Origin of the sequence: Nonomuraea thailandensis (assembly GCF_024172165.1) — a bacterium.
Taxonomy (GTDB): Bacteria; Actinomycetota; Actinomycetes; order Streptosporangiales; family Streptosporangiaceae; genus Nonomuraea; species Nonomuraea thailandensis.
In genome coordinates, this window is record NZ_JAMZEB010000002.1 from 3166363 (window position 1) to 3188006 (window position 21644).

Genomic DNA, 21644 nt, shown 5'->3' on the forward strand with positions numbered 1-21644 from the left:
ACAAGGATCGAATTCCATGCGGAAGCTTTCTGCCTCGAGGATGCTCGCCACTGTCGTGGGGGTCTCTGCGGCCTTCGCCGTACTGACGCCGGCCACGGCCGCCACGGCCTCCACCACCACCTCGAGCGTGTCCTCGGCCGGCTGCAAGGACAAGTGGAGCAAGCTGAGCACGAAGGACGGCTTCGTCAGCTACGTCCTGAAGCTCTGCAGCAACGGCTACGGCGAGGCGCGCGGCAGCGTCACGGACACCAAGAACGACGTCTGGACGACCGTGGTCGAGGTCTCCTTCAAGAAGAGCAACGGCAACGAGATCTACGGCGGGTACAAGGAGGCCGGCCGGAACAAGGGCCACAAGAGCTTCAAGTGGTCCACGACCCGCACCAACCTCGACCGGATCACGATCAGGGCCAAGCGCTGCCTCCCGGGCACGATCGTGTGCAACAACACCAAGACCTACACGCTCTACCCCTGATCTGAGGCGTGGCAGCCGGCCCGCCGATCGCCTGCCGCCCATCCGGCACGCCCCGTTGACGGCAGCTCACAGGCGGGTCGCTTCGCGGGGATCACCTTGCCCGTGAGGACGTGCTGCCCACCGGCTGTGGGCCCGCGGCCGATCGAGGCCTTCGGCGGCGGCTGCTTCGTTCGAGGCCCACGTCGGTGACGTCGGCACCGTCCTCGCGGCCAGGGGCGTGGACCGGCCGCCGTCGGGCGAATACCGCAAGGCACGCCGCATCGGCCGGCGGCCACCGATCCTCGAACAGCCCGCCGAGCGTGGTTCCGAAATACGTCAAGCCGATTCCCCGCCCTGCCGGGCGCGAGTACGTTAGGGGTGACTTCGTCATCCGTCGCGCTTTCGGAGGTCGGCTTGATACGGTCGCGCCACGTCATGGTGGCTGCATTACTGCTTGTGTCAGCCGCCTGCACGAATGAGGCCGCTCCCGCCCAGGGCCGGCAGGATCAGGCGTCCGGAAATCCCGCCACGACGACGCCGTGCCAGTTCCAGGTCGTCAAGGGTGAGCCGCCTTCTTGGGCGCGAGCCGGTTTCACGCCCGGCGCGGAAATACACTACGCCGCCAGCAGGCGCGGCGACATGGTCGCCGTCCTCTTCGCTTATCCGCTCTACAGCCCGCCGAGTCCGGACCGGGGAAACAAAATACTGTGGCGTTCGAAAGCGCCGCTGGTTCCTTCCGACCCGTTGCGGATCGAGGCCCGGCTGAACGGCACCGGCACGCCGACGGAGATCACCGTCCGGGGCGGCCCCGGGCCTTCGTCCGTCGACCTGCCCAGCCCCGGCTGCTGGCGCCTGGACCTGGCGTGGAGCTCCCATACGGACTCCATCGACCTGGAGTACGTCAGTCGATGACCGGCTCTCCCGCCATCGCGTCGAAGAGCACCGTCCGCCAGTCCCCGACGTTGGCGAAGATGGCGCCGCGGGTCCGCACGCCGAACCGGCGGGTGACGCGTGCGGCCTTGATGTGCGCCGGGATGGTACCCATCTGGTAGACCTGGTCGAGGTTGCGGAAGAGGGTGACGCTCAGCACCCGGCGTGCCGCGACGTCCGTACGGGTGGCGATGAAGACGAGCCCTTCGAGCCGCGGCGTGATGCGCGCGGAGATCCAGGCGTGCGCGATGCGGAACGCGAGCAGCCGCCACAGCCCGCCGCAGTCGAACCTGGTCACCACGACGACGCCGCCGTCCGGATCCGGGGTGCAGCGCGAGGCGGCTCCGGCCACTACACGATCTGGAGCAAACCCAGGCATATCAGCACTACTCCACTCAAGATCCGAACAGTACGGATGAAAACCCGCTCACCACCCATGAACGCCCGGCCGGGAACGTGGTTGAGCGCCGTCCCGATCGCCGTCCCCACCACCGACGCGACCACCATCCCGACCAGGAAGACCGGCGCCGCCGCGGGGTTGAGCAGCACGGTGGCCACCAGGGCGCCCCAGATGAGCGACGTGGTCTTCTGCGTGGTGAACAGCAGGCCGAGGTCGACGCCCCAGAGCAGGCCGCGCCAGCCGGGTTCGAGCGCCCGCGCGTAGTCCTGGGGCACCTGCCGCATCACGTGCGGGGTGCGGTTCAGGACGTCGGCGACCCCCACGCCGACGAGCAGAGCGCCTGCCACCACCTCGCGCCACCGGAGCGGGAGCGCGCTCCCCAGCCCTTCGGCGGCCACGGCCGCCAGCAGGGCGATGACCGCTCCGCCCGCCACGAGCCCCAGGGAGTAGCCCGCGATGAAGCGGCGTGCTGCGCCAGGCGACCGCCTGGACAATGGACCGGCGACGCCGACCATCGAACGGCCTCAAGGGCTCCAGTACTGCAGGACGAAGCCGGCCGAGGCCAGGACCGCGATCGCGGGTACGTTCATCAGACGAGATCCTTGCCCGGCAGGACGCTCACGCCGTCCGCGGCGTCGGGAGTGTCGCCGAGGGAGCCGATCCAGCTCGACAGGGCGTTGAAGGAGCTGAACACCACAGCAGACCGTACGGCTCCCTCGGGTGAGAGCGCCACCGCCGCCGGGCTCATGCCGACGCCCAGCGCCGCCATGCTGAACCGGCCCGAGACGTCCACGTAGCCGGGCAGGTCCGCCAGCCCGTAGCGCGCCACGAACTCCCCGCCCGACTCGGCCGACGCGCACGACACCACGATGCCGACCAGGTCCACCCCCGCCGAGGCGAAGAAGCCCCGCGCCTGCGGCGCCAGCTCCTGGCACGCCCCGCAGGTCGTGCTGAAGACCAGGAGCACACCCGGCGGCCGGGCGAGCCCGTCGGGGAACTCGATGACCGTCGCGCCGAGCTTGGCCTCCGGCAACGGCTGGACGGACTCGGGCCGGCCCGCCTGGCCCGCGGGCGCCTGGGCGACCCGCGCGTTGAGCTCACCCAACATCGCGAACAGGATCACGACCGCCAGGGTGAGAAGCGCGAGCAGGGTGACAATCAGTGCCGTGATCATGTTTCGGTCCGTTCGCGCGCGATGGTTCCTCGGACGAAGACGGTCAGGTATCGCCGGTTCGCCCAGACGGGGACGGCCACCGCCACGTTCAGGGCGAGCAACTGGACGGCCTGGTCGTGCTCCGTCGCGCGCAGCGCCGGCACCAGTGCCCAGGCCAGGACCGCGGCGCCGGCCAGCACGTTCCAGCCGCCGAACGACCGGGAGCCGCTCCGGCCGAAGCAGCCGCAGGGCAGCGAGCTCGCCCGCAGCCGTCCCATGACCCCCACCAGCGCGAAAGCCGCTCCCAGCAGGGCAGCGATCAGCAAGGTCAGCGGGTGCTCCTGGGCGGACGCCGCCAGCGCGGCCAGAGCGATCTCCACGGCGGCGACCGCTCTGATCAGGACGACGGGCGGCTGCCGTGAGCCGGTCAGCTCACCGAGGGCCGCGGCCAGGCCGCGCGGGCTGACCATCTTGCCGGCCCCCGAGGTGAGCAGGGTCGCTGCGAGCAGTGCGCTGAGGGTGACGGGCAGGACGCCCATGCCGGCTACGACGGGAGCCCGGCCGCGGTCAGCCCCTCGGCCGCGGTCACCGTGCGGAGGTGGATCACCTGATCCTCCCCGTAGACGGCGACGGGCGCGGTCGAGTAACGCCCGCCCTTGTCCCCGGTCAGTTGAATGGTCGAATCGACCTTGATCTGCTTGGTGCGGAAATGAATGGCGATGACGCCGACGGGCTTGTCGTTCTCGATGCGGGAACAGACCGCCACGTTCACCGCGCCCTCGTTCTCGAAGATGTACGCGTAGCCGTGGTTTGTCGGGGTGATCGACATTGCGGGGCCTCCGGGTCGTCCGTCTGTTGCTCAGGGATAGCAGCTGATGGAGGCCCGGCCGGGGGCCTCGCAGCATCGGCAGAAGGACGCTCCCGAGTAGCAGCCCCAGATGTAGGTCGCGTTGTTCGAGCACGTGCTGTAAGGGAAGGTCGGGCAGTAGAGCAATTGGCAGCAGAGGTATTCGCAGATGGCCTGTGCGGAGGCGGGTCGTGCCTGGGTGGCGACGGACGTGGCGGCGGCCAGGGCGCTGGCGCCCATGGCCCGGGTGAAGAAGCGTCGAGATAAGCGGCGTTTGCGCTGCGGGGGCTCATGAACTGCCACGGCCACTCCATCACAATCGATTGATTCGATTTGATCTTTAATGGAGAGTACAACATCATTCACATACCGACAAGAAGATTCTTTCGCGGCGGAGTGATTATGCCGGGCACAAAACACCCGCATGGGTTTCCCGTTTTTGTGCCGGATCAACTTGCGGGTGGATGTTGTGATTCGGGTGAAAGATGTTGTCCGGGTCGTGAGCGATTCTTCGGCCGGTCGGCGCACGTGCGCCGGATGCCGTCCGCGGCGTGCCGGCCGTCGCCGGGGGTGGCGAAGGCGCCGGTCAGGCTGCACTGGATCATGAGGCTGCGGTAGCCGTGGAGGGCACCGGCGGTCACTGGCCGTCGGGGGCCGGTCGGCCGCCTTCCTGGCTGTTGCCGGCGCCCGGCGCCGGGTCGGCGTCCCCGTTCGCTTCGCTGCTGCCCGGCTCGATGATCCCGGTGGCGCGGCGACCGGCGGTGAGCCGCGGGTCCTCCGGTTGCGGGCGGTCGAAGGTGGGGCGGGCCTCCTTCCAGTGGCCGCGGGTGAAGTCGGGCACCTTGACCGGGCGCAGGCGGCCGGACCTCAGCGACTCGTGGCTGAGCGGGATCACCGAGCACCATGCCGCCGAGTCGTAGACGTCGATGTCGGGTGTCATGCCGAGCCGCATCAACTGGACGAGGCGGAAGATGGAGACGAAGTCGCCGCCGCCGTGCCCGCCGTACTGGTCGGCCAGCCTTTCCAGCAACGGCCATAACCAGTGGTCGTACTGCTGGCGGATGGCGGTGTAGGCGCTGCCGGTCCGCCAGGTGTGGTCGTTGTGGCCGAGCGATTCGAGGTAGACCCGGGCGTTGTCGAGCTCGATCGACCCCCGCGTGCCGGTGAGCGTGGTCTCCCTGGTGTACGGGTGAGGGGAGTTCACGTCGTGCTCCACCCGGATGAACCGGCCGCGGGCGGTGGTGACGAAGCAGGTGTGCCGGTCGCCCGAGATGTACGGCTTGTCCTGCCAGGACGAGTGGTCCGGGGTCACCCGGGGGTCCTCCTCGCGGAACAGGGCCAGCGCCTTGGGCAGGGACGCCACGGCGACCAGCTCGTCGAAGCGGTCCCCGCGGTTGATGCCCATGGCGGCCGAGACGGGCCCCAGGCCGTGCATCGGGTAGTGCAGGGCGTTCATCCGGGTCTGCCAGCGCCGCCGCCAGTGCTCGGGGTGGTAGGCGCCACCGAACAGGTACGGCCAGCGCAGGTCGTGGACGTAGCCGCCGGAGCCGTGCTGCAGGTCGCCGAAGAGCCCCGCCTGGACCATGTTGAACATCTGCAGCTCGGGACGGAAGTAGTTGACGTTCTCCAGGAGCATGCAGTGCTTGCGGGTCCGCTCGGACGTGCGCACCAGGCTCCAGATCTCGTCCAGGTGCGGGGAGATCGGCAGCTCGACCGCGACGTGCTTGCCGTGCTCCATGGCCGCCCTGGCCTGCGGGTAGTGCCATTCCCACGGGGTGGCGACGTAGATCAGGTCGATGTCGTCGCGCTGGACGAGGTTGAGGAAGTCCTGCTCGCCCGCGGAGTAGCCGACCGGCTCGACGTCCTGGAAACCCTGCTGCATGATGCGGGAGATGGTGCGGCTGACCCGTTCCGGACGGATGTCGCACACGGCGGTGACCGTGGAGACGGCGCCCCACCGCACGTCCTGGCTGCCGCCCCGGTTGCCGAGGCCGATGAGCCCCACCCGGACCTTCTCGAAACCCTCGAACGGCACGTTCACCATGCCGCGCTCGCCCTGGGCGCGCGGCGGTTCCCAGGCGGTCGAGGCGTCGGCGACACCGGTGCCGGCGACACCCGCGGCGGCGCCGAGCGAGATGCCGGACCTCAGCAGATCGCGGCGTGAGGGGACGTAGCGGTGCGGAGAGGCCACAGCGATCACTCCCTGCTCGGTGGACGGTGATGGTGTTTGGCGCTTTCCCCCCGGTATTGGGCAGTATCGATCGTCCGCTGCCCGGGGGCAAGAGAGGCACCGTGGCACGGGTACGGCGTCAGAGGTCGTGGACGCGGTGAGGCAGGCAGGGCACGAACGCTCCACCGGGGGCGGAGCAGGCGCTTGCGGTCGAAGCGGCGGACGGCGACCTGGGAGGAGGGATACGGCACACAGCCGCTGATGCTCTCCGCGAGATGGTGACCGGGAATCTCTGAACGCCACCACATACGCCTGATCCATCACGCGCGTGAACGGATTCCGCGTAAGGTCACTTGGTGCGCATCAGACAGGAGACTCCCTGCGGATTGAAGGCCTGAAGCGGCACCGACTTCGTCGTCCGCTTGAGCTTTCCGCCGACGTAGTACTTCTCCACGACCTTGTACCACTGCCGCGTCCCCGAAGGATAAGCCTTGTAGATCTGGTTGTTGGACGTGAACGCCCGGGAGGTGCAGGCGGCTCGCACCTCTACCGTGCGGGCCGAGCTCATGTTGAGCTCGCCCGACACGAACGACCTGGAGACGCCCAGAGCGACACCGATCGTGCGCGTCACGCTGAAGGTGCGTGAGATCGTGCAGGTGCCACCCTTGTCCGCTTGGCAGGATGCCAGGAGGCGGGTGCCGTCGTGCACATTCGTCATCAGCTTCCCGATTTTCTCGATCGAATAGACCTTCTTGGGAGCGGCTGGGAGGGTCGGCTCGTCGGCGTTCGCGGGTGCCGCTGAAAATCCTAGAGCGATTGCCGCACAAGCACTTGTCATCATGGTTCGAGCAGCTCGAGCCGCCATTGATTCTCCCTTTCGGTAAGCCCGGTTCGGCTGAGCCGCCAGCGTACTGACGTCCGGTATAGCGGGAGTATGTCTGTTTGATTCGCGTCGCGCCGTTGTGCCCGCGGTCCCGGCAAGCGGTCGCATCTCAGGGTCGTGGCCGAGGGTCCAGGCCGGCGAAGAGGGCGTCGAGGATGCGGTTGACGTACTCGTGGGTCAGGGGTTCCTGAGTGATCAGCAACTGGAAGTACAGGGGGCCGGACAGGACCGCCATGGCCAGTTCGAGATCGAAGTCGGGTGAGACCTGCCCCTTGGTCTGAGCCGCCCTGAGCCGGGCGACGGTCTTGTCCGCCTGCGGCTGGATGAAGCGGTCGTTCAGCCCGGCGGCGACCGCCGGATTGTGCTGAGCCTCGCCCACCAGGGCCCGGTAGAGCGGGCCCCACGGCGGGGTGGCGAGCAGGTCCACCGCGGCGTGGATCTGCTGTCGCAGGTCGGCCAGGACGTCGCCGGTGTCGGGATAGTCGAGGGCGCGCTGGTTCAGCGACAGCAGCGAGTCGAGGAACAGCAGTCCCTTCGAGGGCCACCGGCGGTAGATGGTGTCCTTGCCGACCCCGGCCCGGCCGGCGATCGCCTCCATGCTGAGCTTGGCGTAGCCGACTTCAAGGGCCAGATCGAGTGCGGTCTGCATGATCGTTTCGGTCCGGTCGGCTGAGCGGCGGCGGGCGTTCATAGCCTCACCATATCGGGACGGGACGCCCCGTTTGACATCGAGGAGGTGCATCCCTCACGCTAGGCAGCCATACGGGACGTCCCGTTCAATAATTACGAAACGGTCAATGCACCCAAGAAGCGAGTGTCCATGCGCGTCTGGTGCAGCACGACAACCACACGATCGAAAGGCCATTGATGATGAAGCACCACGATGCCCCCCGGCCCGCAGGAGAAGATCTGCGAGTAGCGCGGCCGGCAGGGGACGCCGACGTGATCATCGTGGGGGCCGGCCCGACCGGTCTCATGCTGGCCGCCGAACTGCGCCTGGCCGGAGTGCGGCCGCTGGTGCTGGAACGGCAGCCGCGGCCACGCGACACCCCCAAGGCCGGCGGCCTGGGCGGCCAGATCCTGGAACTGCTGCGCTACCGAGGCCTGCTGGCACGGTTCGAAGCGGCGTGCACCGGCCCGATGCCGGCTCCCCGGTTCCCGTTCGGCGGGGTGCACCTGGACTTCACCCACCTGCCGGATCCTCCGATGCACGCCCTGCCGCTGCCGCAGCAACTGCTGGAGCGGCTGCTCGGCGAACGCGCCGGCGAACTCGGCGTCGACGTCCGCCGCGGCCACGAGGTGACCGGGGTGAGCCAGGACGACGACGCCGTCACCGTGGACGTGCACGGCCCCGACGGCCCCTACCAGGTGAGCACGCGCTACCTCGTGGGGTGCGACGGCGCGCGCAGCCGCATCCGCGGCTGGGCCGGCATCCCGTTCCCCGGCACGGTCTACCCGGAGGTCAACCGGCTGGCCCAGGTCACCCTGCCCGACGCGGTCACCGTTCTCGGCAACGGCGATCTGGACGTCCCCGGCTTCGGCACGATCCGCGCCGGCTTCACCCGCACGGACCAGGGCCTGCTCGGCGTCGGCTCCTCGCCCGGCAGCCGGTCCGTCTCCCTCTACACCATCGAGGACGAGGCCGCCGAGTACGACGACGACGTCCCGATGACCCTGGCCGAGCTGCAGAACAGCGTCCACCGCGTGCTCGGCGCGCACCTGCCCCTGGCCGGATCGACGCGGTTGTCCCGGTTCACCTTCAAGGCCCGCCAGGCCGAGCGCTACCGCGAAGGGCGGATCCTGCTGGCCGGCGACGCGGCGCACCTGTTCCCCGCCACCGGAGTGGCGCTCAACGCCGGCCTGCTGGACGCGGTCAACCTGGCCTGGAAGCTGGCCGCCGACCTCCACGGCACGGCTCCGGCCGGCCTGCTCGACACCTACCACGACGAACGCCATCCGGCCGGCGCCCGCACCCTGCTGCACACCCGCGCCCAGGTGGCCCTGCGACGCGGACACGACGCGGCCGCCGAAGCACTCCGGGAGGTCTTCACCGAACTGCTCGCCGACGAGCAGCCGCTACGCCGGATGGGAGCCCTCGTCGCCGGCACCGACATCCGCTACCCGATGCCCGGCGCCGGCCACCACCCGCTGGCCGGCACCTTCGCCCCCGACCTCACCCTGCACACCGACGAGGGCGTCACCAGCGTCGCCGACCTCCTGCGCCCCGCCCGGCCCATCCTTCTCGACCTCGCCGGCCGCCCCGAGCTGCGCGAAACCGCCCGCCACTGGACGCGACGCGTCGACCTTCGCACCGCCAAGACCGACGACCGACCGGCCGACGTCCTGCTGATCCGGCCGGACGCCCACATCGCCTGGGCCGCCTCCGTCGACGAATCCGGCGACACCGCCACGCCCGCGTTGCACAGAGCACTCTCCGACTGGTTCGGCGCGCCCTGAAGACACCGCCTCATCCAGTTCCGCCGCCGGCCGGTCGTGACGGACGCGCAAATCCCGCGTGCTGAGAGGCCGGCCTCAGCGAACGCGCGCAAGCGGGGTCGCGCTTCCGCGGCGGTGCGGTCCGCTCTCTCAGCCAGGTCAGCGTCTCGTGCATTGCCTGGCACTGGCCGAGCGACAGGGCGACGACGGGACGCGGCCGAGGAAGTCTCGGACGAGGGGGACGATTTCCGCGAGGTTGGTCTCCAGCGCCCAGTGACCGGCGTCGAGCAGGTGCAGCTCGGCGTCCGGCAGGTCGCGCAGGTAGGCTCGCGCCGATCCTTCGGGCATGTAGCCGTCGTGCGGCCCCCAGACGATCAGGGTGGGAGGCTGGTGTTCGCGCAGGTACGCCTGTTCTTCGGGGAACCAGCCCAGGGTTGTCGCCTGATCTTCGAACAGGCCCACGATGTTGCGGCGGCGCTCAGGGGTGTCCATCAGCGCCCAGTGGAGTTTCCACAGGTCCGGGCTGACGCGTTCGGCCAGGTGGGCGGGCAGCTCGCCGACGAATTCGCTGCGGAAGCCGTCCTCCGAGACGTTCTGCGCCATCCTGGCCCGGCCCTCGTCGGTCGGGTCGGCCCAGAACTCCTTGAGCCAGGCGTATTTCGGGCCCAGCTCGTCCTCGTAGATGTCGCCGTTCTGGACGACCAGGGCGGTGATCCTCTCGGGGGCGCGCAGCGCCAGGCGGAAGCCGAACTGGGAGCCGTAGTCATGCAGGTAGAGGGCGTAGCGCGGCAGGTCCATCACCTGGGTGAAGCGTTCGAGGAAGGCGGCGTAGCCGTCGAAGGTGTAGGAGAAGTCCTCGGGGGTGGCGCTGTAGCCGAAGCCCGGCAGGTCGGGGGCGAGCAGACGCCAGCGGTCACCGAGGGCGGGCATGAGGTTGCGGAACTCGTAGGAGGAGCAGGGGTAGCCGTGCGGCAGCAGGAACACCGGCGCATCCGGCGGCCCCGCCTCCCGATAGAAGATCTCGACCCCGTCGACGTCGATCGTGTGGTGCGTCAGCGGCGCGGGCAGTGCCGGCATGGTCTCGGGCCTCCTCCGAAGTCAGTGCCGGCAGCTCTACCCAGAAATGTCGCGCGTACTGAGCCGTGGGACGAGAGCGAGCTCGCGCGAAACGCGCCGTCCGGCTCCGGCAGTACCCCGGCGTTGTCGCGACGCGCTCCAGGTCATCGCGGACGCGGTGAGCAGGCCGGGCGACCCCGTCCCGGTCAGGGCCGGTTCACTGCACCGGCCAGGGGGTCACGATGCGGGCCCACGGCCGCCAGACGGTGCCGGTGGCCGACCGGTACTCCACCTGCTGGGCACGGTCCGGGTAGCCGTACTCGGTCTGCAGCCGGTCGGTGTCGCCGCGTACCCCCGGCTTGTGCTCCTGGCCGGTGTAGACGGCCTTCACCATGACGAGCGCCTTGGGGAACATCTCCGCGCTGAGGTCGTACAGGAAGACCTTGAGCCGGGCCTTGCACCCGTCGCACGGCCCGATGTTGCCGACCAGGACCACCGTCACCCAGCGGGGCCGGCTGTCCCAGTCCTTGAGCACCTCGTTCGCCGCCGCCTCCCCGCGGTCCACCTCGGCCTGCCAGGCCTTCTCCTGAACCGGGCCCCAGATCTGGGGAGGCGGCGGCAGCGGCTCCTCCTCCATGCGCAGGCGCTCGTACTCGCGGGCCCGCATGTCGGACGCCCCCGCCTCCATCGCCTCCCGCCAGGCCTGTTGCTGCTGGACCAGTTGCTGCCGGTACGCGGCGTGACCCGCCTTCCAGGCGGTCATCCACTGCCAGGCCTGCTCCATGCTGACGACCTCGGAGTCGGCCAGCGAGATGTTCGCCTCCTGGTTGCCGACGTAGTACGGCCTGCGCGTGTTCCTGGCCCCGGACAGCGGGTTGACCAGCGCGTAACGCAGATCCCTGCCGCCCACCTGGTAGCCGTCGTAGCCGCTGTACGGCTGGGTGCGTGCCACCAGCACGTGATCGAACAGGATGAGCATCTCGGTGAACACCCCGGTGTTGTCCTGCCTGATGCGCTGGTCGATGTCGCTCAGGCTCTGCACGATCGCCTCGTACTCGTTCATGGTGCCCCTCCAGGATCCGCCCCGGCTTCACCCTTGGCCGCGCCACCGCCCGCGTCAAGCGTTCGTCCTGTTGTGGCCATCCGCCGGAGGTCACCACCTCGGTGCCTGAGCGCCATGCCGGCACCGGGGTCAGGGCTCTCATCGCCGAAGTTCCCGCGGGGCGACGACCATCGTGACCCGATAGCGGCGGGGCGGCTCGTCGACGGGGTGGCCGTCGGCCTCGATCCAGGCATGGGCGCCGAACGGGTTGACCCGGATGCCCGCGCACCAGGTGGGCCAGGATCCGCGAGAGCGGCACAGCAGGGCGGCGGCGATGGAGCGGGGCAGGCAGCCTTCCCCGGCGCACGACAGGCTGACCGCGAGCACCGCGTCCCGTGCCGCTCTGGCCTGCTCGGCGGTGGCGGGCGCGGCGCCGCGGCGGACGAACGTCAGCACCGCGCGGATGCGGGCCGGCGGCAGGCGGGCGATCAGATGCGCGGCGGCCACGGCGGCCAGCGCCGGCGGACGACGGCGCCAGGGCAGGCCGGGCCGGTCGGCGGGCACCATGGACACGCTCATCACGGCTGCTCCAGGGCGACGGTCTCGACGATCAGCTTCGCGGCGCGCAACTGCCCGACGAGCGCCGCGACGTCCGCCTCGGCGGTGGGCGTCGCGGCGGGATGGGCCTGGACGAGCTCGCGGGCGGCCCCGCCGGTGCCGTGTCCCGCCAGCAGGCTGCGCAGGACGAGTGCCGCGGTGGCGTTGAGCTGGTGGTAGCGGCCGGTGCGCTCGTCCAGGAGCACGGCGACCTCGTCGATCGGGGTGAGAGTGACGCCGGGGCGCAGGCTCACGCGCACGACTCCTCCTGAACGGGATGGGCGAGAAGGGCTCGTAGCCAGTTCTCGGCGGCGATGAAGACGTCAAGTGCCAGCACGCCCGGCCCGCCTTCGGCCGGGGTGCGCAAGCAGGTCCGGCGCAGCGCGGCGGCGTCGGCCAGGCCGCGCTCCACCAGCAGCGAGCCGTCGAGCAGGGTCAGGAGCTGGTCGCGGTGCAGGCGCAGCCCCTGATAGATGTCGGCCGAGAACTCGCCCTTGGTGGTGCGCTCCAGGCATTCGGCCGGCATGACGGGGCGCATCGCGGCCCGGGTGAGCGGCTTGTAGACGCCGGGCGCCGCCCGCTGGTCCAGCCGCACCGCCAGGCAGGCGGCGACGACGTGGTCGTCCAGAAAGGGCGCGTGTACGGGGACGCCCACACGACCCGTCATGATCTGCGCGCCGTCGACGGACGCGGCTATGGAACGCACGCTTGACAGGCTCAGATGCTGGGCGCGCAGAGGAGAGTACGGTTCGGCCGGGCACGTGACGAGCTGCCGGCGGACCGCGTCCTTCGCGGCCCCGCTCGTCCAGTCGGGCAGGCGCAGCGGGTGCTCCCAGCCGAAGTCCGGCCGGAAACGGGACAGCGGCGCGCTGAGCGTCTGCGCCTGATCGGCCAGCCAGGCGGCATAGGGGCGCCGGTCGGCCAGCTCGCGGACGCTCGCCCACAGCGGCCACCGAGCCCTGGACCGCTGTTCGCGCAGGTGGGGCCAGAGCGCCGCCGGGTGGCGGCGAGCCAGGTCGTGCAGGTAGCAGGCGGGCAGCAGGGTGACCTCGTCACCGCCGTGCCCGGTCAGGCGCACGGTCGCTCCTCGCCCGGCCAGCAGCGCCGAATGCGCCAGATCGCGGGCCAGCGCGCGCAGCCACCGCGTCGGCTCGTCCAGCCCCGGAACGACCTCGGCCGCTCCGGCGAACCACTTGGGCAGGTCGCCGGACCAGGCCACCTCATGCTCGCCGGGCAGGTACGCCCGCGCCAGGGCCGCCCACTGCGGGTCGTCATGGTCGGGATCGTCGATGGCCAGCGCGAGCGTGACCAGCTTCGCCGACCGCTGCCCGGCCGTCGCGGCGGCGAGGAAGCTGACCGGCGTGGAGTCCAGCCCGCCGGACAGGTCGCCGGCCACCACCGCGCCCTCGCCGATCCGGGCGGCCACGGCCTCCTCGAGGGCCGCCCTCACCACGGGAGCCCCCTCCTCCAGCGGTACCTCCGGCTCCGGCGCCCGCCACCAGGGACGCAGCCGCACCCCGTCCGCGTCGATATGGGCCGCCTCGCCGGGCGGCACCATGGCGACCCCTTCCCACAGCGGCTCGGCCAGTGCCGGCGGAACCATCATCAGCAGCCGCACCGCCAGAGCCTGCTCGTCCACCGCCGCCCGCGTCAGCGCGGCGAGCAACGCCGCCCGATCGGATGCGAGCACCGCCCCGCCGGCTCGCGCGTAGTACACCCGCCGCATGCCTGAAGCGGTGCCCTGCACCCGGACCTGCCCGCCGACGACGGCGACCAGATGGAAACTGCCGGACAGCGCCGCGGCCACCGCATCGGCGTCCGCCAGGCACCCGAGCCGCGCGGCCATCCGCCGCAACCGGCCGGCGGTGACCGGACACGTGCCGATCACCGCCAGCCGCGCGTGGCCCGCCTCCGCCTTGACGATCTCGCCGGGCGAGGCGGCCAGCAGACACGGACGGCCGGACGCGTAGCTCAGCACGACTGCGCCGTGCAACGTTTGCGCGAGGGCTGCTCCCGCGGCGCTGTCGGGCAGCACCGCGAACTCCTCACCGCTCAGCTTGCGCACCGGACCCCTCGTCTTATCCGTAGTAGTAGAACGCGTCCACGTACGGTCCGGCGGAACCGCAGGTCAGCTCTGCGAAACTGCCGAGGTCGAGCATCCGCGGAGGCTCGTACGACTCGTTACCGACCATGACTGATGCCTTCTCCTTGTGCGACGTGCCGCTGTCCGGATCCGTGCCGGACTCCGGGGAACTCGGGGGGCACGGTGGCCTCAGCCTGGGTAGTAGTAGATGCCGTCCATGTTGAGCATGCCGTAGCCGCGGGTCAGCTGCCCGAACTCGCCGATCTCCAGCAGCTGCGGGGGCTCGTACGGCTCGTGGCGCTCGTTGTCGGTCATGACAGTCCTTCCGTCGGTGCGGCGGGTCGCCGCGTCACCATCAGTGAAGACCCGTGTACCCGCTGTCCAACAGGGGGACGAGACGGATTCGGACGCACTCGGCCACACGCGGCCACACTCGGCCGCGCTCGAACGGCAACACCCGGCGCCTGATCCGGTGGACGCCGCCGGGGGAGAGGGCGCGTTCGTGGCCCGCCCTCCATGGGTAGGGCTGAGGGAGCTTGTGACCGTCGGGGGAGGTCACGATGGAGGTCGCAGATCGCGGCGGCAGCGGGCTCGCACTCGAGATGCTGGACCCGGCGCCGGTCGGGGTGGCGGTGACGTGGGGGCCGGAGCACCGGCTGATCTACAGCAACGCCATGTACCGTTCGCAGGTGAGCGCCCCTCGCGGCGGGATGCCGGTGGAGGAGGCGTTCGCGACCTTCGTGCTGCCGCACTACCGTGCCGGCTTCGACCGGGTGTACGCCACGGGGGAGCCGGTCGTCAGGTCCGCCGAGGAGGCGTTGCCGATTCCCGGCGCCCGGGCGCCGGGGGAGCACTTCTTCACCTTCAGCCTGTCGCGGGTGGCCTTCGGCGGCGGCGAGTACGGCGTGCTCGTGATGGTGATGGACGTGACCGAGCAGTGCACCACCGCGCGCCAGATGACGGCCGTCGCCGAGGAGCGCCGCCGCATCCTGCGGCGCTACGAGAGCCTGATGCGCCTGAGCGTGGACATCTTCTGGGTGACCAACAGGGAAGGGTACGTGTCCGAGCCGAGCCCGAGCTGGCAACGGGTGACCGGGCAGGAGTGGGAGGAGTACCGCGGGCAGGGCTGGGTGGAGATGGTCCACCCGGACGACCGCCCCGCCACCGTGAGGTCATGGGCGCACGCGGTCAGCAAGGCCACCGAGATGTGGGAGCACGTCTACCGGCTGCGCACCCGTGACGGCTACCGGCACTTCCAGCTCCGCGCCGTGCCGATCCGCCAGGACGGCCAGGTGGTGGAGTGGGTGGGCAGCTGCACCGACATCGAGCAGCAGTGGCAGGACCAGCGGCGGCAACGCCTGCTCGACCGCGCCGCCACCGCCACGGCGCAGCTGGGAAGCCTGGAGGAGATGCTCGGCGCGCTGGTCGACGTGATCGTGCCGGAGCTGGCCGACGGCTGCGGCGTCTATCTCGTCACCGACCTGACCGGCGAACGGCACGGCGGCGCCCCCTTCATCGTGGAGCGGGTGGCCACCGCCGCACGTCCCGGCGTGAAGCGCCTGCCGCCCTACAGCGAGGAACCGCTTCCCCCCACCCACGCCTTCGTCAAGGTCGCACGGCGCCGCCGGCCCATGCTGAAGACCTTCCCCGCCGGCTCGCCCCCGCCGCAGGTCGCCCCCGACGGCACGCTGCCCTGGCTGACGGCCAACGGCGCCAACGGCATGCTGATCCTGCCGGTCGTGGTGGACGGCACGGTCCCGGCCGTGGTCAACGTGGTGACGTGCGGCGACCGCCCGCCGGTCAGCCGGGACGACATCACCCTGCTGACCCGCATGTTCGATCACGCCCACGACGCTCTGAGCAGGGCCATCCGCTTCCAGCGCGCGCAGCAGATCGCGCTGGCCCTGCAGTACAGCCTGCTCGCCGATCCGCCGCGCCTGCCCGACCTGCGGATCGTCGCCCGCTACCGGGCCAGCCCGTCGGCGGCGGACGTGGGCGGCGACTGGTACGACTCCTTCGTCCTGCCCGACGGCGTCCCGGCGCTGGTCATCGGGGACGTGTCCGGCCACGACCTGAGCGCCGCCGTCACCATGAGCCAGCTGCGCAACATGCTCCGCGCGCTGGCCATGGACCGCCGCGAACCGCCGGGCGAGATCCTCACCCGGTTGAACATCGCCATCGAGTCGCTGTCGGGCGACGTCACCGCCACCTGCGTGTACGCCCGCGTGGAGAAGCTCGACGGCCGTTACCAGCTGTGGTACGCCTCGGCGGGACACCCGCCGCCGCTGCTGGTCACCCGCGAGGGCCAGGGCCGTCTCCTCGAAGAGGGCGTCAGCCCGCTGCTCGGCTTCCCCTACACCAAGCCCCGCGCCTCACAGGTCGAACCTCTGCCGCCCGGCAGCACGCTGCTGCTGTACACCGACGGTCTCGTCGAGCGGCCCGGCGAACATCTCGACGAGGGCCTGGGGCGGCTGCGCCGCCTGGCCGAGTCGGTCGCCGACGAGCCGGTGGACAGGTTCTGCGACTCGGTCGTCAGCGGGCTTCCGACGAGCGGGCTGGACGACATCGCCGTGATGGCACTTCGCCTGCCCACGGCGTCCGCTTCCGACTGCCGCTAGGACGAAGCCCACCACGGCCTGCGCCGTCCGCCGCCGCGCCGCGAGCCCGGGAGCGGTGCCGAGCGTGACCCTGGCATCGAGCACCCGTTCGTGCGCCAGCCTGGACAGCTCCGCCATGGTCTGCCTGGCCTGCCGGACCTCCGCGGGACGGATCCCGCCACGGATCTTGACCTGCACGTCGGCGGAATCGAGAGCGATGGGCCTGCGCCTCATGCGTGACACCTTCGCCGAGGACAGGCCGTGCTGGTCCATCGGACACTCGCCCGGGGACTTTGGTCCCTGCTGCGAGCAGCCTGCGGCACGACATCCTGGCTCCACGTGCTCTGTTCTCTCCGTGCCGGAGACGTTGTGATGAAGAAGACCGGCGAGGTTCTCCAGCCCTCCGTCCCTGCGGGCGCTTCCTGCGCCCGCTGCAGCTCAGCCGGCAGCAGGGCATGACCGGCAGATCACCGTTGCGATCCATCCGGCGAGATGTCGCCGACCGCCCCTTCATCGTGATCTGGGAGGCCACGCAGGCCTGCCCGCTCGCGTGCCTGCACTGCCGGGCCGAAGCCGTGCCCGACCGGCATCCCGGGGAGCTGACCACCGACGAGGCCGGCGAGCTGATGCGGCAGGTGGCGGCCTTCGGCCGGCCCGCACCGCTGTTCGTGATCACGGGCGGCGATCCGGGACCGTACATCCGTCCGGATTTCTGCCGTTGGGGGCGGGCAACGTACGTGATCGGCCGCTGACCGAGATCTACCGCTCCGCCCCCTTGTTCGCCGATCTGCGCGATCCCGAGCTGCTGGGCGGCAGGTGCGGAGTTTGCGAGTTCCGTACCATCTGCGGCGGCTCTCGCTCCCGCGCCTACGCCGGCACCGGCGACGTGCTCGCAGAGGAGCCGTGGTGCGGCTACCCGCCGGGCAGCTTCCCCCATCAGAGCGACGTGGCCCGGCACCTCCGGACGCCTTGGCCCGTCTTGTCCATCGGCCTGGCCGGGCAGACCAGCCCGGCCGCCCTGCCGGCCGGCATCGGCCGCGCCGCCTTCACCGCGGGCGTGCCGTTCGTGAACGCCTGGTCCCCGTCGCGGCACGCATGATCGCCACGGTGGACGCGGGAAGGGCCCGAGCCGGCCTGCTGTCAGGCCCACTCGTCACCCCGGGCGTCCGGCGGCGGACCGGTCTTCCGGAGGGAGGCCGGCCGGAGGCTGCCCTGGTGTGATGCGATCCCAGGCGTCGAGCGGCAGCATGATGACGGCGGCCGGGAACAGCCCGTGCTCCTCATGGTCGATGTGCCGGTACAGCCGGTCCAGCGCCTCCAGCACGGCGGGCCAGTCGGGCGTTGCCCGATCGATCGTGCCGAGCACGCCGTGGATGCCGGCGTGCTCGGCGCAGAGCCGCTCCACCTCGGCGGCCAGCGACCCCTCGGCGCGCAGTTCGGCGAACAGCCCGCTCTCCTCGGTGACGGTGTGCGGAAGGAGCCGTGTCAGCAGTTCGTCCAGAAGAGGCGCGGCGTCGCCGTGCCGGCCCTCGCGGATCGCCCGCCGCAGCGCTCCCGCGCACTCCTGAATGTCGCCGTGCTCCTGGGACAGGCGGCTGATCAGTGGAAACTCCCGGCAGCCGCAGTAGTTGCACATGGTGCGTCCCTTCAGATTCTCGGATCGCGAAGACCAGGCGCGCGGTGATGGCGCCGGTCAGGACGTCGTCACAGGACCGGTTGATGTCCTCGGACCCGCCCGGCGCGCATCCGGCATCGCATGGGGACTCGCCGCTGCCGACGCAGTGCTGACAGGTGCCGCAGGCGGACCGGGCCAGGGGATGGCCACCTGTGTCTCTCCTTCGCTCGTGCTCTCACCCTCGCGGTTCCGGCGTGCCTCGGTGATGGTCGAAGGTCCTGCGAAGGAAGGCCTTCCGTCCTTCGAGCCGGCCCCGGCCGTCCACTCGATCCCTGCGGAAGCTCGTCCGCCTGCCACACCGAGGCGAATAGAACGATCACAAACGGTTACCAAGGAGGTGTCGGGCACGGTCCGCCGCAGGAAGAGAGTGAAGGATGCCCACATCGATCGTCGTCGGGTTCGACGGCTCCAGGACGGCGTGGTCGGCGCTCGACTGGGCGGCTGAGGACGCCGACCGCAGAGGGCTGCCGCTGCGGGTCGTGCACGTCCGCGAGCCCTGGTGCGCCGAGCACCCCCTGGACGCCACCACGGAGCAGGACACCTTGACCAGGCGATGCGAGAGGCAGCTGCTGAGCGCGGCCGGGCGGGCCCGCGACTCGGCCCCCGAGGCGTCGATCTCGACTGCCCTGGTGACGGGAGCGGTGACCGAACGGCTGCGCAGCGAATCGGGGACGGCCGACACCGTGGTGGTGGGCAGCAGAGGGCTCGGCGGTTTCGCCGGCCTGGTGCTGGGCTCGGTCGGGCTCGGCCTGGCCGCGTGCGCGGCATGCCCGGTGGTCGTGGTCAGGCGTCTGCCCCGCGCGCCCAGCGGTGAGGTCGTGGTGGGCTACGACGGCTCTCCCGCGGCGGACCACGCTCTGGAGTACGCCGCGCAGCAGGCGAGCGCCCGCCGGGGCCGTCTGCATGTCCTGCACGGCCTGCGCCATCCGCCCGCCGCTCCGCATCCCGCCGGCTTCGGGCCGGTGCCCGTCGATGACAGCGACGGCATCGAGCGGCGCCTGTCCGAGTGGTGCGGGGCGCACCCGGGCGTCGAGCTGGCCGTGTCGATGAGCTTCGAGCACCCCATCGCGGCTCTGGCCGCGGCCTCCCGTACCGCCGATCTCGTCGTCGTGGGATCGGTGGGGCTCAGCGGGGTGTCGTGCGCGAGGCTGGGCTCGGTCGGTCACAGCGTACTGCACCGCGCGCACTGCCCGGTCGCCGTGGTGAACGCGCCGGCACCACCGGCATAGCCCTCACACCTGTACGCGTCAGGCCCGGATCACCGCGTGAGACTGGCGGGTGAGCCTTCCCCGAGCCGCACGAGCAAGCCCTGCAGGGAAACCAAAGGCCAGGCCATGTCATGTTTGCCCCGGCCGGAGTTTTCCGGAGAAGCCGCCGGTGAAGAGGATCACCATGACCGGTCTCGTGATCGTGGGCGTCGACGGCTCGGCTGCTGCCGCCGCGGCGGTCGAGTGGGCGGCCGACGACGCGTCGCGGACGGGTGCCGAGCTCCGGATCGTTCATGCGCTGGACCGTCATCCGTACAACATCGCCGGAGTCGTCGCTCTCGGTCCGGAGGACGTGCTGCTGCGCGGGGCCGCGAAGGTGCTGGAGGCGGCCGAGGCGATCGCGCGTTCCCGGCAACCCACCGTGCAGGTGGTCCCTCAGCTCGTCGAGGGCAGGCCGGCGGATGTTCTCCAGGAACAGGCGCAGCAGGCGGACGAGCTCGTCATCGGCGACCGAGGGCTGGGCGGGTTCACCAGAGCTCTGCTCGGCTCGGTGACCATGAAGACGGCAGGGCAGGCGCCCTGCCCGGTGGTCGTGGTGCGGGCCGGCTCCCGCGAGCGGATCGGCGAGATCGCGGTCGGCGTCGACGACTCCGACAGCTGCGAACCGGCGATCGCCTACGCCTTCGCGCAGGCCGGCCTGCGAGGAGCCACGCTGCGCCTCATCCACGCCTGGCAGGTGCCGGTGCACGCCTTCGCTCCCGAGATCTACTTCGACGTGGACGAGATCCACGCCACCCGGCACGAGATGGTCCGCGAGCGGGTCGCACCATGGGAGGCCAGGCATCCCGAGGTGGAGCTGGTGGAGGACGTCCAGAACGCGCACCCCGTCGACGCCCTCACCGGCACCGCGTGCGACCTGCTGATCGTCGGCTCCCACGGCCGCGGTGCGTTCGGCTCGCTGCTGCTCGGATCGGTCAGCAGGGGGGTCCTCCACCACGCGAGCTGTCCCGTCGCAGTGGTCCGCGGCCGTACCTGACCGCCTGGAACAGCCGCATGGTGGAGGTCTACCAGGAGGAGTCCCGGGCGGTCGCGGAGAGCCTGACGCGGTGGCGCGAGAAGAACCCCGACGTCGACATCACCCACGAGACGCTGTCCGGGCACCCGGTGGGCGTCCTGGCCAGGGCCGGTGCGATGGCAGACCTGGTGGTCGTGGGCTCGCGCGGGCGAGGAGGCTTCGCCTCGGCGGTCCTCGGCGGTCCTCGGCGGTCCTCGGCTCCGTCGGTCACGGCGTCCTGCATCACGTGACCTGCCCGGTCGCGGTGGTCCGGCCCCGGCAAGGACGAACCCTGAGCGGCAGGGGACGAAGGTCCCTGCGCCGCAGGCCCTCCGGCACTGCTACGCGAGCCGCGCCGGCGGTGTGCTGGACAGGACACAGAAACGGCGCATCACCCCTCGGAAGGGGGCCATCATGGCCGCCACCATCAGCAGGCCCGTCATGGAGACCGGTGCCGCGCGAGCCCGCCGTCCCGTCGACTACGTCTGGGCCGCGGCCCGGATCTCGATCGGCTGGGTCTTCCTGTGGGCGTTCCTGGACAAGACGTTCGGCTGGGGGTTCGCCACTCCGGCGGCCAAGGCGTGGATCAACGGGGGGAGCCCGACGACCGGGTTCCTGAAGGGCACCGGCGAGAACGCGCTCGGTGGCTTCTTCGCCGGCCTGGCGGGTCAGGCGTGGGTGGACTGGCTGTTCATGGCCGGCCTGCTCGGCATCGGCCTGGCCCTCGTCCTGGGCATCGGCACCCGGATCGCCGCCGCCACCGGCACGCTCATGCTGGTCCTCATGTGGGCCGCCGAGCTGCCCCTCGCGAACAACCCCTTCATGGACGACCACCTCGTCTACTCCATCGTCCTCATCGGCCTCGCCCTGGCCGGCGCCGGCACCACGCTCGGGCTGGGCAACCTGCCCATCGTCCAGCGCAACGCCTGGCTGAAGTAGTGCGAGCCACCCCGCGCCCCGCCTCCGGCAGATTCCGGGGGCGGGCGCCGGCATGTGCGTCCATCAGACCGCCGGCGCCGCCGACGGCCCTCGGCCCGGTCGCGGCGGCCGGTTCGGCGAGCC

Annotated in this window: 27 protein-coding genes; 10 read left to right on the forward strand and 17 right to left on the reverse strand. The window is 70.9% G+C overall.

Translation table 11 applies throughout. The features are described from left to right. Nucleotides 1-16 precede the first annotated feature (16 nt). Both HD597_RS18050 and HD597_RS18055 read left to right on the forward strand, forming a co-directional pair. Complete coding sequence (locus HD597_RS18050) at nt 17-472, forward strand: hypothetical protein (RefSeq protein ID WP_253743675.1); 456 nt, start codon at nt 17-19, stop codon at nt 470-472. Nucleotides 473-829: 357 nt separating this feature from the next. Continuing rightward, complete coding sequence (locus HD597_RS18055) at nt 830-1363, forward strand: hypothetical protein (protein ID WP_253743677.1); 534 nt, start codon at nt 830-832, stop codon at nt 1361-1363. Here the strand turns inward: HD597_RS18055 and HD597_RS18060 are convergent. The 9 genes from HD597_RS18060 to HD597_RS18100 form a co-directional block, all read right to left on the reverse strand. Beyond that, nucleotides 1353-1733, reverse strand: coding sequence for a hypothetical protein (locus HD597_RS18060; RefSeq protein ID WP_253743679.1), 381 nt, complete (start codon nt 1731-1733; stop codon nt 1353-1355). The genes HD597_RS18055 and HD597_RS18060 overlap by 11 nt on opposite strands. Beyond that, nucleotides 1733-2215, reverse strand: coding sequence for a hypothetical protein (locus HD597_RS18065; RefSeq protein WP_253743681.1), 483 nt, complete (start codon nt 2213-2215; stop codon nt 1733-1735). Before HD597_RS18065 ends, HD597_RS18060 begins: the two co-directional genes overlap by 1 nt. A 155-nt stretch (nt 2216-2370) precedes the next feature. Further along, nucleotides 2371-2955: a TlpA family protein disulfide reductase gene (locus tag HD597_RS18070; RefSeq protein ID WP_253743683.1), complete on the reverse strand. Its 585-nt coding sequence runs from the start codon at nt 2953-2955 to the stop codon at nt 2371-2373. Beyond that, nucleotides 2952-3473, reverse strand: a complete 522-nt coding sequence (locus tag HD597_RS18075; RefSeq protein WP_253743685.1) for a MauE/DoxX family redox-associated membrane protein — start codon at nt 3471-3473, stop codon at nt 2952-2954. The genes HD597_RS18070 and HD597_RS18075 overlap by 4 nt, the downstream gene beginning before the upstream one ends. Nucleotides 3474-3478: 5 nt before the next feature. Then, entirely contained in the window at nt 3479-3763 is a 285-nt protein-coding gene (locus HD597_RS18080; RefSeq protein WP_253743686.1) for a hypothetical protein, read from the reverse strand. A gap of 30 nt (nt 3764-3793) precedes the next feature. Next, nucleotides 3794-4084: a hypothetical protein gene (locus HD597_RS18085; RefSeq protein WP_253743688.1), complete on the reverse strand. Its 291-nt coding sequence runs from the start codon at nt 4082-4084 to the stop codon at nt 3794-3796. Between the two features lie 334 nt (nt 4085-4418). After that, nucleotides 4419-5972, reverse strand: coding sequence for a Gfo/Idh/MocA family protein (locus HD597_RS18090; protein ID WP_253743690.1), 1554 nt, complete (start codon nt 5970-5972; stop codon nt 4419-4421). A 328-nt stretch (nt 5973-6300) separates the two neighbouring features. After that, complete coding sequence (locus HD597_RS18095; RefSeq protein WP_253743692.1) at nt 6301-6816, reverse strand: hypothetical protein; 516 nt, start codon at nt 6814-6816, stop codon at nt 6301-6303. Nucleotides 6817-6943: 127 nt separating this feature from the next. Beyond that, a complete protein-coding gene (locus HD597_RS18100; RefSeq protein ID WP_253743695.1) occupies nt 6944-7525 on the reverse strand; it encodes a TetR/AcrR family transcriptional regulator in 582 nt (193 codons plus the stop codon). Between the two features lie 251 nt (nt 7526-7776). Here HD597_RS18100 and HD597_RS18105 point away from each other — a divergent pair, with 251 nt between their 5' ends. Next, a complete protein-coding gene (locus tag HD597_RS18105) occupies nt 7777-9291 on the forward strand; it encodes an FAD-dependent monooxygenase (protein ID WP_253743697.1) in 1515 nt (504 codons plus the stop codon). Between the two features lie 138 nt (nt 9292-9429). Here HD597_RS18105 and HD597_RS18110 read toward each other — a convergent pair whose 3' ends face one another. From HD597_RS18110 to HD597_RS18140, 7 genes are all read right to left on the reverse strand, one after another. Beyond that, entirely contained in the window at nt 9430-10347 is a 918-nt protein-coding gene (locus HD597_RS18110) for an alpha/beta fold hydrolase (protein ID WP_253743699.1), read from the reverse strand. Between the two features lie 196 nt (nt 10348-10543). Then, a complete protein-coding gene (locus tag HD597_RS18115) occupies nt 10544-11389 on the reverse strand; it encodes a hypothetical protein (protein WP_253743701.1) in 846 nt (281 codons plus the stop codon). A gap of 138 nt (nt 11390-11527) precedes the next feature. Then, nucleotides 11528-11947 (reverse strand): lasso peptide biosynthesis B2 protein, encoded by a 420-nt coding sequence (locus HD597_RS18120; RefSeq protein ID WP_253743703.1) that lies wholly within the window; start codon nt 11945-11947, stop codon nt 11528-11530. Then, on the reverse strand, nt 11947-12219 hold the full coding sequence (locus HD597_RS18125) for a lasso peptide biosynthesis PqqD family chaperone (protein WP_253743705.1): 273 nt from the start codon (nt 12217-12219) through the stop codon (nt 11947-11949). The genes HD597_RS18120 and HD597_RS18125 overlap by 1 nt, the downstream gene beginning before the upstream one ends. Further along, nucleotides 12216-14030, reverse strand: a complete 1815-nt coding sequence (locus HD597_RS18130; protein ID WP_253743708.1) for an asparagine synthase-related protein — start codon at nt 14028-14030, stop codon at nt 12216-12218. Before HD597_RS18130 ends, HD597_RS18125 begins: the two co-directional genes overlap by 4 nt. Before the next feature lie 13 nt (nt 14031-14043). Then, a complete protein-coding gene (locus HD597_RS18135) occupies nt 14044-14157 on the reverse strand; it encodes a lasso RiPP family leader peptide-containing protein (protein WP_253743710.1) in 114 nt (37 codons plus the stop codon). Between the two features lie 80 nt (nt 14158-14237). Further along, nucleotides 14238-14363, reverse strand: coding sequence for a lasso RiPP family leader peptide-containing protein (locus tag HD597_RS18140; protein ID WP_253743712.1), 126 nt, complete (start codon nt 14361-14363; stop codon nt 14238-14240). A 245-nt stretch (nt 14364-14608) separates the two neighbouring features. On the opposite strand from HD597_RS18140, the gene HD597_RS18145 reads away from it, so the two are divergent. The 3 genes from HD597_RS18145 to HD597_RS18155 all read left to right on the forward strand — a co-directional run bounded on the left by HD597_RS18145 (nt 14609) and on the right by HD597_RS18155 (nt 17744). Beyond that, on the forward strand, nt 14609-16666 hold the full coding sequence (locus HD597_RS18145) for a SpoIIE family protein phosphatase (protein WP_253743714.1): 2058 nt from the start codon (nt 14609-14611) through the stop codon (nt 16664-16666). Between the two features lie 434 nt (nt 16667-17100). Next, complete coding sequence (locus HD597_RS18150; RefSeq protein ID WP_253743717.1) at nt 17101-17397, forward strand: hypothetical protein; 297 nt, start codon at nt 17101-17103, stop codon at nt 17395-17397. After that, nucleotides 17364-17744: a hypothetical protein gene (locus HD597_RS18155; RefSeq protein WP_253743719.1), complete on the forward strand. Its 381-nt coding sequence runs from the start codon at nt 17364-17366 to the stop codon at nt 17742-17744. The genes HD597_RS18150 and HD597_RS18155 overlap by 34 nt, the downstream gene beginning before the upstream one ends. Before the next feature lie 54 nt (nt 17745-17798). Here HD597_RS18155 and HD597_RS18160 read toward each other — a convergent pair whose 3' ends face one another. Then, complete coding sequence (locus tag HD597_RS18160) at nt 17799-18281, reverse strand: hemerythrin domain-containing protein (protein ID WP_253743720.1); 483 nt, start codon at nt 18279-18281, stop codon at nt 17799-17801. 413 nt (nt 18282-18694) lie between these two features. Here HD597_RS18160 and HD597_RS18165 point away from each other — a divergent pair, with 413 nt between their 5' ends. The 4 genes from HD597_RS18165 to HD597_RS18180 all read left to right on the forward strand — a co-directional run bounded on the left by HD597_RS18165 (nt 18695) and on the right by HD597_RS18180 (nt 21521). Then, entirely contained in the window at nt 18695-19549 is an 855-nt protein-coding gene (locus HD597_RS18165) for a universal stress protein (protein ID WP_253743722.1), read from the forward strand. Nucleotides 19550-19697: 148 nt separating this feature from the next. Beyond that, nucleotides 19698-20564, forward strand: a complete 867-nt coding sequence (locus HD597_RS18170) for a universal stress protein (protein WP_308210639.1) — start codon at nt 19698-19700, stop codon at nt 20562-20564. A 17-nt stretch (nt 20565-20581) separates the two neighbouring features. Beyond that, nucleotides 20582-20833 carry a universal stress protein gene (locus tag HD597_RS18175; RefSeq protein ID WP_253743724.1) on the forward strand — a complete coding sequence of 84 codons (252 nt, stop codon included), beginning with the start codon at nt 20582-20584 and terminating at the stop codon, nt 20831-20833. A 163-nt stretch (nt 20834-20996) separates the two neighbouring features. Beyond that, entirely contained in the window at nt 20997-21521 is a 525-nt protein-coding gene (locus HD597_RS18180; RefSeq protein ID WP_253743726.1) for a DoxX family protein, read from the forward strand. The last annotated feature ends 123 nt before the right edge of the window (nt 21522-21644 follow it).